Below are 8,634 nucleotides of genomic sequence, written 5' to 3' on the forward strand. Positions count from 1 at the left end.
GCGGCGCGGCGCGCTGCGTGGGGGGGCGTCCGCTGGGGCGCGCTCGGGCAGCGTGCCCCCCGTCCTAACCAACCACCGCGCCACCCCCCCCCCCCCGGCCCCCAGGGGCCGCGAACTCGAGCGCGCCAGCGCTCCAATAGACACAGCTGCTGTGAGCAGATCTGCTGGGGGCAGCAACGGCGGCGAATCATGCTGGGCGCGAGGCACCGTGGACCTATGGCACACGACGACAAGACTCCGATGTTCAGCTGGCGGGCCCGTGAGCAACTGTTCGGGCGGCGGATCCTCGTCCTCGACGGTCCACTCGACGACGACAACGGCACCCTGCTCATCACCCAGCTACTCACCCTCGCCGCGCAGAGCCCAGAGGCCGGGATCTCACTGTGGATCCACTCCCCCGGCGGTTCGGTGCCCTCGATGCTCGCGATCCGCGATGTGATGCGGCTCGTGCCCTGCGAGGTCTCCACCCTGGCCCTCGGATTGGCATGCAGCGCCGGACAATTCCTGCTTTCCTCCGGAACCCCGGGTAAGCGGTACGCGCTGCCGCACGCCCGCGTCCTCATGCACCAGGGATCGGCGGGAATCGGCGGCAGTGCGGTGGAGGTGGAAGTGCAGGCCGACGATCTGCGCCACACCGTCGACACCGTGCTCGGTCTGATCGCCGCCGACACCGGACAACCCTTCGACCGCATCTACGAGGACTCACTGCACGACCGCTGGTTCACCGCACCCCAGGCACTCGAGTACGGGTTCATCGACCACATCGTCGAATCGTTCGACCAGGTCGTTCCGAACCGGCACCGCATCGGGATCACCGCATGAGAGCCGTTGCCGCACAAGCGGTTTCGAGGACGTTCATCACCATCCGGAAGGCCATCTCATGACCTACACGATTCCCAACGTCGTCTCCCAGCATCGTGGCGGTGGTGAGCGGATCACCGACATCTACTCGCACCTGCTCAGCGAACGCATCGTCTACCTGGGCACCCCCATCGACTCCGGGGTCGCCAACGCGCTCATCGCCCAGCTCCTGCACCTGGAATCCGACAGCCCCGGCCAGGCGATCAGCCTCTACATCAACTGCGAGGGCGGCGACCTGTCCGCCATGCTCGCCGTCTACGACACCATGCGATTCATCAAGGCACCGGTGCACACCACCTGTGTCGGCCAGGCGATCGCCGTCGGCGCCGTCCTGCTCGCGGGCGGCGCACCAGGCCATCGGGCGATGCTCCCGCACACCCGAATCGTGTTGCACCAACCCGCGACTCGTGGCCAGGGCACCATCCCCGACCTCATCCTGCAGGCCGACGAGATCGTCCGGATGCGCGCGGCGATCGAGGCGATCCTGTCCAAGCACACCGGTCAGACTCCGGAAACCCTGCGCCGCGATACCGACCGCGACCGGGTGTTCACGGCCGAGACCGCGCTCGAATACGGGCTCGTCGACCAGGTTCTGCACGAACGCGAGTGATCGGGCGCGGTCTTCGGGAATCACTGCTTTTCGATGCGGTCCAGGTAAGCACGGCGGACGTTGTCGTCGACGCGGGTGATGGCGGCGTCGTCGTTGGCGACCTTGCGGAAGGCCCGCATCACCGGCTCCGGCACCAGGCCGGACGCGTTCGCCATCAGGCCGACATACCCGGGCACCGCGGTCTCGGCCGCCCGGGTCTTGACCGTGCGGACCACGGCGGCGGCGATGTCCTCGGGGTCGACGGCGGGCAGGATGCCGTAGTCGATGCCGGAGCTGAGTTCGGTGCGCACCGCGGACGGGAGGACCGCGCTCACACTGACTCCGGTGGCGTCCATTTCCAGCCTGGTTGCGGCGGTCAGGCCGACCACCGCGTACTTGCTGGCGTTGTACACTGCCAGTCCCTTGATCGGGAACTTGCCCGCCAGCGAGGCCACATTCACCACGTGGCCGTAGCCGCGCTCGACCATGGCGGGCAGGGCAAGGCGCATGCCGTGGATGACGCCGTAGACGTTGACGTCCATCGTGAGCTGGTCGATGCGGTCGGACTGGTCGAGGAACGGGCCGTTCGGCATCACGCCCGCGTTGTTCACCAGCACGTCCAGTGGACCGCGCCACCGGGCAGCCGCCTCGAGAAACGCTGCGTAGGAAGCCTTGTCGGTGACGTCGAGCGCGTGGCCCATCGCGTGGTCGCCGAGCTCGGCGGCGGCCTGCACGGCCAGCGCTTCGTCGAGGTCACCGAGCGCGACGTACGCGCCTGCCTCGACGAACGCCTTGGCCGTGGCGAGTCCGATGCCGCGGGCGGCGCCGGTGATCGCGATGGTGGCGCCGTCGAGGTCGATCCGTGGATAGCTCATGTGGTGGCCTCTCGTCGGTGGTGTGCGCGGGCGCTCATGCGAGCACCGTCGCGTCGTCGGTGATGGTGAAGTCGGTCGGGTCGAACGTGCTGACGCGGGTGCGGAGCTCACCGGTGGACCAGGGCCAGCTGAAACTGTTGCGGCCGTTGGCATCCATGTAGTAGCTGTGGCAACCGCCCGCGTTGTAGACGGTGCCTGCCAGCGCGGCTTGCACCTGGTCGACGTAGCGCGCCTGTACCTCGGGACGCACGTCCAGCACCGCCCAGCCTTCGCGCCGGGCACTCTCGATCGCCGAGACGAGGAAGGCGACCTGGGCTTCGAGGATGGCGAACGCCGAGGAGTGGCCGGTGCCGAGGCTGGGCCCGAGCACGGTGAACGCGTTGGGGAAACCGGTGGTGACGGTGCCGAGGTAGGCCTCGGGCGAGCCCTTCCAGTGCTCGGCCATGGTGCGGCCGTCGGCGCCGCGGACGATGTCGGCCAGCGGGGTGTCGAGGATGTGGAACCCCGTACCGAGGATGACGGCGTCGACCTCGGCGGTGGTGCCGTCGGCGCCGACCACGGTGTTGCCACGGAATTCGGTGACCCCGGTGGCGTGCACGTCGACGTTGCTCTTGGTCAGCGACTGGAGATAGCTGTTGGAGAACAGGATTCGCTTGCAGCCGAGCAGATAGTCCGGGGTCAGCTTCGCCCGCAGTGCCGGATCACGCACCACGGCACGCAGATACGCCGAGCCGACGGCCTGCACGGTCTGCATCAGCGGCCGTGGATGCCGGAACGCGACCCCGAGACCTTCCATCAGCGCGTACTCGGTCGATCGCAATGCCTTGTGCGCGAACGGGAATCGTCGCATCACCTTCTTCTCGAAGCCGGGCACGCGGTGATCGAGCTTCGGCAGCACCCACTGCGCCGTGCGCTGGAACAGGTGCAGTTCGGCGACATCGGGCTGGATCGCGGGGACGAACTGCACCGCGGACGCACCGGACCCGACCACCGCGACCCGCTTGCCACGCAGGTCGTAGTCGTGATTCCAGCGCGCGGAGTGGAAGACCTCACCGGGGAACTCGTCCAGACCCGGAATCTCGGGCAGGCGCGGTTCGTTCCACGGACCCGCGGCCGACACGACGAAGCGGGCACTCAGCGGGCCTTCGCTGGTGTCGAGCCGCCACAGTTGCGCGGCATCGTCGAACCGCGAACCGACCACCTCCACCCCGAACCGGGTGTGCTCGGCCAGCCCGTGCTCGCGCGCCACCCGGTCGACATAGTCGAGGATCTCGGGCTGGGGCGCGAACAGCCGCGACCACTCGCTGTTCGGCGCGAAGGAGAACGAGTACAGGCCGGACGGGACGTCGCACGCGCAGCCGGGATAGGTGTTGGCCCGCCAAGTACCACCGAAGGTGTCGGCCTTCTCGACGATCACCACATCCTCGACCCCGGCCTCGATCAACTTGATCGCGGCGCAGATGCCGGAAACACCCGCTCCGATCACAACAACCTCGTGCTGGCGGCTCATACGACTTCTCCTTCGAACGACAAGAGTGGTGCGCCGACCCCGGCGCGGAAGATCAACCGAAACCCCGGCGCGCGGGAACCCGGCGCCGATCGCAGCGGCATCATTCGCCTCGGCCCGCGAGGTCGTCAGCGCGCAGTGCGTGGGCGACTCGGGCAGGCAGGCCGCGGCGGGCAGCGGCGATGGTGGCAGGGCGGCGGGCCGAATCCATGAAGTTCGGCCCCATGGCGGCGAGTTCTTCGGGGCCAGGTTCGACGCGGATCACGCGGGTGCCCGCGGCGCGCAGCAGTGCCACTTCGCGGTCGAGGCCGCGGGTCATCTGCGTGCGCAGCAGACGTTCGATCCGGTTCAGGCCGGTGGCCGGTGCCCCGCCCTCGGACGTCATCGGGGCGATGATCACCACCTCGTCGAGTTCCAGTGGCACCAGCAGATCGGCCGATACCGACGACACCGAACCACCGTCGACGTAGTCCTTCCCGTCGATCCGCACGGGCGGGAACCACCCGGGGATGGCCCAGGACGCGGCGATCGCGTCGCCGAGATCGACCTGCGCCGCACCAGCCGCGACCGATTCTCCGGCCGTCGCGATGTGCGTGCGCGCTCCGTTCGCTCCGAAGGCGACTCGCTCACCCGTTGCCGCGTCGGCGCCGACCACCCAGGTCGCGGGGTGGCTCACCCAGCCGCTCGGGGCGGCCAGCGCATGACCGAACGAACGCAACCAGTCGGCGTCGCCGCGGCCGCGCGGAAGGAGCCCGGCCAGGGCGGTGTAGGGCGCACGGGCGCGCACACCGGCGCCGACCAGGCCGAGGCCGGGGAATCCGGGCCTTGGCAGCGGGGGGAATTTGCCGGGGTCGACGGCGACATGACCGGCCAGGATCGGGTCGGCGCCCGGGGCCGCGTCGAGGGCGGCGAGCAGGTCGGCGGGGGTGCGCCCGGAGCCGAGCGTCGCCACGAGTTCGGCGCCCGCGGAGGTGCCGATCAGGACATCGGCGGTGCGGGTGTCCCAGTTCATCGCGCGTTCGACGGCGTCGAGGGCTACGGCGGTCCAGGCGAAGCCGAGCAGGCCACCGCAGCCGATCGCTAAGCCACGTCGTGTTGTCATATTTCGAATACTAACGGTATTTGAATTCCAGCGGTAGCCCATTTTGCTAAACTCCCGCACATGGCCAGGATGACGCGCAAGGAGTCGCACGCGCTCACGCGTGAACGATTGGTCGAGACCGCCAAACGACTGTTCATGGCCGACGGCTACAACGTGACCCCGCTGGAGAAGGTGGCCACCGAGGCCGGATTCTCCAAGGGCGCGGTGTACTCCAACTTCGCGACCAAGCACGAACTGGGCCTGGCCGTGCTCGACGTGGTGCACGTGGAGCGCGCGCAGTCCCTCGTGGACGCGATGATGCCGCACGACACCATGGCGGCGCGGATCGAAGGTTTCGCGCGATGGGCCGACGAGAACATCGGTGATGTCGGCTGGACCGCGCTGGAAGTCGAGTTCGCGACGAGCACCCGGCACATGCCCGAGATCCGCACCGAACTCGCCGAGCGCCGACGCACCCTGACAACGATGCTCGCCACAGTCATCCAGACGCAGTCCGACCAGCTCGGCCTCGAGCTCTCGATGTCCGCGGAAGATGCCGCGCTGCAACTACTCTCGCTCGGTATCGGCCTCGGCGTGCAACGCGCGATCGACCCCGAACTCCCCGTCAGCGCGATCGTCGATCTACTCCGCAGCCAGATCGCCGCCGCGCGAACAACCGCGACAATGGACAGTTGATCACCAGGACGTCACGCAAGGCCTGTTGATCTTGATCGGCCGATGCCGGGTCAGGCGGCGAGCAGGACCGCGTTCGGGGCCAGGGCGATGGGGGCGGAGTGGGAGGGGGCGATCTGGCGTTGTCCGCCGAGCACCACCGCACGCGTCGGCACCAGCGCGTGCCTGCGCATGGATTCGGCTACCTGGGCTACGAGATCGCCCAGCGAGGTGCCGAGGGCGCCGGCCAGGGCTGCGATCATCTCGCTCGACGGCTCTTTGCGGCCGCGCTCGACTTCGGAGAGGTACTGCGGCGAGATGCCCGCGCGACCTGCCGTGTCGACGAGGGTGGAGCGCTGTTCCAGGCGCAGCGCGCGCAGGCGTTCGCCCAGCGCCTCACGCCAGAGTGGTTCCGGCCGCGACTGCTGTTCGCCGCGTCCGCCTGGAATCACCCGCAACCCGTTGTGCTCGCCCATACTCCGAGCGTAGGGATGCCGGGACCGAAACACCCGGCTCTTCTGCTCTCGGCGTAACCACCACCCCAAGGGGCCCGCCCTGATCTGGACTGAGCGGAGGGTGCGACGAAGGAGTACCCGGAGGGAGGGAAGATCAGGGGCCCGAAGGGCCCCGCCTCGAGCGCGCCAGCGCTCCAATAATTCAGCGTTTGATGCCGAAGCGGGTGTCGGCCCAGCCGAGGGCGTCGGCGAAGGAGGCGGAGACGATTTCGCTGTGGTCGACGTCGTCGTATTTGCGGTAGTCGACCGACTCGCCGCGCCCCTGCTGTTCGGCGACCATCGCATCGGTCGCGTTCTGCGGGACGGTGAGGTCGGAACGGCCCTGGAGAACAAGGACCGGAACGGTGAATCGGAGGCCGCTCGGGTCGTTGTCGTCGAGGACTCGCAGCAGCCCCGAGACGTCACCGTCGGAGGTGAAGACGTCCTTGGCCGACAAGCCGCCCCACTTGCTCTTGTCGCGCAGTCCGCCGGTGCATTCGGAGTCGGCGACCGGCAGCAGGGATTGCGCACGGCCGGTGAGGAATCGGGCGGGGTCCACATCGGTCACGGTCTGGGCGCCGCGAACCAACAGCGGCAGGTACACCGACACATCGCCGGTACCGAGTTTGCCCAGCGGATTCGACGCCGCCCACTTCGCCATGCGGACCTGTTCGCCCAGGTGCGAGGCGGGTGCCAGCGCGATGGCGCCGAGCAACGGCGAATTCGGCGTCCAGCCCTTGGCGTCGACGGCGGCGAACAGGGCCGCGTGACCACCTTGCGAATGCCCCATCGCCACCCAGCGTGATCCGACCGACTTGTCGATTTCCCTTGCCGCCGTGGCGATATCGGCCATCGCACGCTGTTCGGTCTCGCCGATCATGTATCCGTGACCGCCCGGCGTCCCCAAGCCCTGGTAGTCGGTTCTGGCGACCGCGTACCCCTTGGCCACCCAGCGAGCCTGTTCGTCTCCGCTCGGCGAGGAACCTTCGGAGCGCGAGGCCGCGCAGACATCGGCGACCCCGGTGCTACCCGGCCCCCAGGAAATGAGCGGCCAACCCCCTGCGGGCGCAACACCTTCGGGTACCGCGAGCGTTCCCGACACCGCGACGGGCTTCTCCTGCGCGTCCAGCGACCGGTACAGCGTCAGGTAGTTGCGGGCACCGGGCACAACCTGCGCGCCGGTGAGCGGCTGGGAGCGGATCACCGAACCACGCTGTCCCGGAATCGACTCCGCGCTGGGGTTGTAGAACACGGAAAGAGGTGCGGCCGCGGCGAATTCGACCGGTCGGCTGTCCTGCGCGCAGGCCGACGCCGTCAGCGCCAGGCACGCCGCCGCGAGCATCCGAGTGATACGTGCGTGCAAGTTTCCCCCCGATATGCCGACGGCCGACGATGTGGCCGATAGACCGCCGACCAGGTTACTCGATGCCGCCCGGACGGCTGGGCACCCCCGATACCCAGCCGTCCACCGGACTCAGCGCACGACCCGGCCGAGGAAGTCGCGGATCAGCGCGGCGATCTCGGGTCCGTGCGTCTCCAGCGCGAAGTGACCCGCGTCGAGCAGATGCAGTTCGGCGTCGGGCAGGTCGCGCAGGTAGGCGCGGGCACCGTCGGCGCCGAAGATCTCGTCGTGCTCACCCCAGGCGATGAGTGTCGGCGGCCGGTGCTCGGCGAAGTACTTCTGGAAGCCGGGGTAACCGTCGAGGTTGTTCTTGTAGTCGAAGAACAGCTGCAGCTGGATCTCCTTGTTGCCGGGACGGTCCAGGTAGGCCTGGTCGAGGGTCCACGTATCCGGGCTGACCAGCGCGCGCCGGTCGGCCGGAACACCGTGTGTGTACTGCCATTTCGTGGCGTCGAGCTCGAGCAGCTTGCGCACTTCGGGCTCATGGGTGACGCGGTCGGTCGCGTGCGCGAACAGCACCTCCCAGAACGGGGTGAAACCCTCCATATAGGCGTTGCCGCTCTGGGTGATGATGGCGCTGACCCGCCCTGGGTCGCGCGCGGCGATCCGCAGACCGATGGGGGCGCCGTAGTCCTGGATGTAGAGCGCGAAGCGTTCGATGCCGAGGGTGTCGAGCAGTTCGCGGGTGAGCTCGGTGAGTTTGTCGAAGGTGTAGTCGAATTCGTCGACCGACGGCATGGACGACTGGCCGAAGCCCAGGTGATCGGGGGCGATCACGTGATAGTCGTCGGCGAGCGCAGGGATGAGGTTGCGGAACATCACCGAGCTGGACGGGAAGCCGTGCAGCAGAAGCAGAGTCGGCTTGTCCGGGTCGCCCGCCTCGCGATAGAAGAGGGACTGCCCCTGGATCTCGACGGTGTGGTGGCTGATCTGGTTGATCATGGCACTTCCTAACTCTCTAAATGACTTTTAGAGGTTAGAACTCGACAGGCGGCGGCCGTATTCCTTCGTCACGAAAGTCCGCAAACACCAACGGCGGGGTGTCCACGGGGTGGGGAAGCCCGCCCGGGGAGTACAAGCGATGGGGCCCAGCCGGGGGGCCCCACCCGCGGGGGGGGGTGATCACAGCGGCGCGAGGTGGGGGGGGCCCCCC

Annotated in this window: 9 protein-coding genes; 3 read left to right on the plus strand and 6 right to left on the minus strand. The window is 68.3% G+C overall.

What is annotated here, in order from left to right:
- Positions 1-216 precede the first annotated feature (216 nt).
- Both ACFWPX_RS24640 and ACFWPX_RS24645 read left to right on the plus strand, forming a co-directional pair.
- The gene (locus ACFWPX_RS24640) at positions 217-822 is read left to right on the plus strand and encodes a ClpP family protease (RefSeq protein ID WP_056821541.1); all 606 of its coding nucleotides are present in this window, start codon (positions 217-219) and stop codon (positions 820-822) included.
- A gap of 58 nt (positions 823-880) precedes the next feature.
- Positions 881-1,471 (plus strand): ClpP family protease, encoded by a 591-nt coding sequence (locus ACFWPX_RS24645; protein ID WP_056821542.1) that lies wholly within the window; start codon positions 881-883, stop codon positions 1,469-1,471.
- A 20-nt stretch (positions 1,472-1,491) separates the two neighbouring features.
- On the opposite strand, the gene ACFWPX_RS24650 is transcribed toward ACFWPX_RS24645, so the two are convergent.
- The 3 genes from ACFWPX_RS24650 to ACFWPX_RS24660 form a co-directional block, all read right to left on the minus strand.
- Entirely contained in the window at positions 1,492-2,325 is an 834-nt protein-coding gene (locus tag ACFWPX_RS24650) for an SDR family oxidoreductase (RefSeq protein ID WP_378918225.1), read from the minus strand.
- 34 nt (positions 2,326-2,359) lie between these two features.
- Positions 2,360-3,835: a flavin-containing monooxygenase gene (locus tag ACFWPX_RS24655; RefSeq protein ID WP_378929399.1), complete on the minus strand. Its 1,476-nt coding sequence runs from the start codon at positions 3,833-3,835 to the stop codon at positions 2,360-2,362.
- Positions 3,836-3,935: 100 nt separating this feature from the next.
- The gene (locus tag ACFWPX_RS24660; protein WP_378929402.1) at positions 3,936-4,934 is read right to left on the minus strand and encodes a patatin-like phospholipase family protein; all 999 of its coding nucleotides are present in this window, start codon (positions 4,932-4,934) and stop codon (positions 3,936-3,938) included.
- Between the two features lie 60 nt (positions 4,935-4,994).
- Between ACFWPX_RS24660 and ACFWPX_RS24665 the strand changes: the two genes are divergently transcribed.
- Complete coding sequence (locus ACFWPX_RS24665) at positions 4,995-5,609, plus strand: TetR/AcrR family transcriptional regulator (protein ID WP_378918228.1); 615 nt, start codon at positions 4,995-4,997, stop codon at positions 5,607-5,609.
- Positions 5,610-5,659: 50 nt separating this feature from the next.
- On the opposite strand, the gene ACFWPX_RS24670 is transcribed toward ACFWPX_RS24665, so the two are convergent.
- From ACFWPX_RS24670 to ACFWPX_RS24680, 3 genes are all read right to left on the minus strand, one after another.
- Positions 5,660-6,061 carry a helix-turn-helix domain-containing protein gene (locus ACFWPX_RS24670; protein WP_378918230.1) on the minus strand — a complete coding sequence of 134 codons (402 nt, stop codon included), beginning with the start codon at positions 6,059-6,061 and terminating at the stop codon, positions 5,660-5,662.
- A 181-nt stretch (positions 6,062-6,242) separates the two neighbouring features.
- Positions 6,243-7,442 carry an alpha/beta hydrolase family protein gene (locus ACFWPX_RS24675; protein ID WP_378929405.1) on the minus strand — a complete coding sequence of 400 codons (1,200 nt, stop codon included), beginning with the start codon at positions 7,440-7,442 and terminating at the stop codon, positions 6,243-6,245.
- 111 nt (positions 7,443-7,553) lie between these two features.
- Positions 7,554-8,420 carry an alpha/beta fold hydrolase gene (locus tag ACFWPX_RS24680; RefSeq protein ID WP_378929733.1) on the minus strand — a complete coding sequence of 289 codons (867 nt, stop codon included), beginning with the start codon at positions 8,418-8,420 and terminating at the stop codon, positions 7,554-7,556.
- Between the last annotated feature and the right edge of the window lie 214 nt (positions 8,421-8,634).

Source organism: Nocardia sp. NPDC058518, assembly GCF_042719655.1.
GTDB lineage: Bacteria > Actinomycetota > Actinomycetes > Mycobacteriales > Mycobacteriaceae > Nocardia.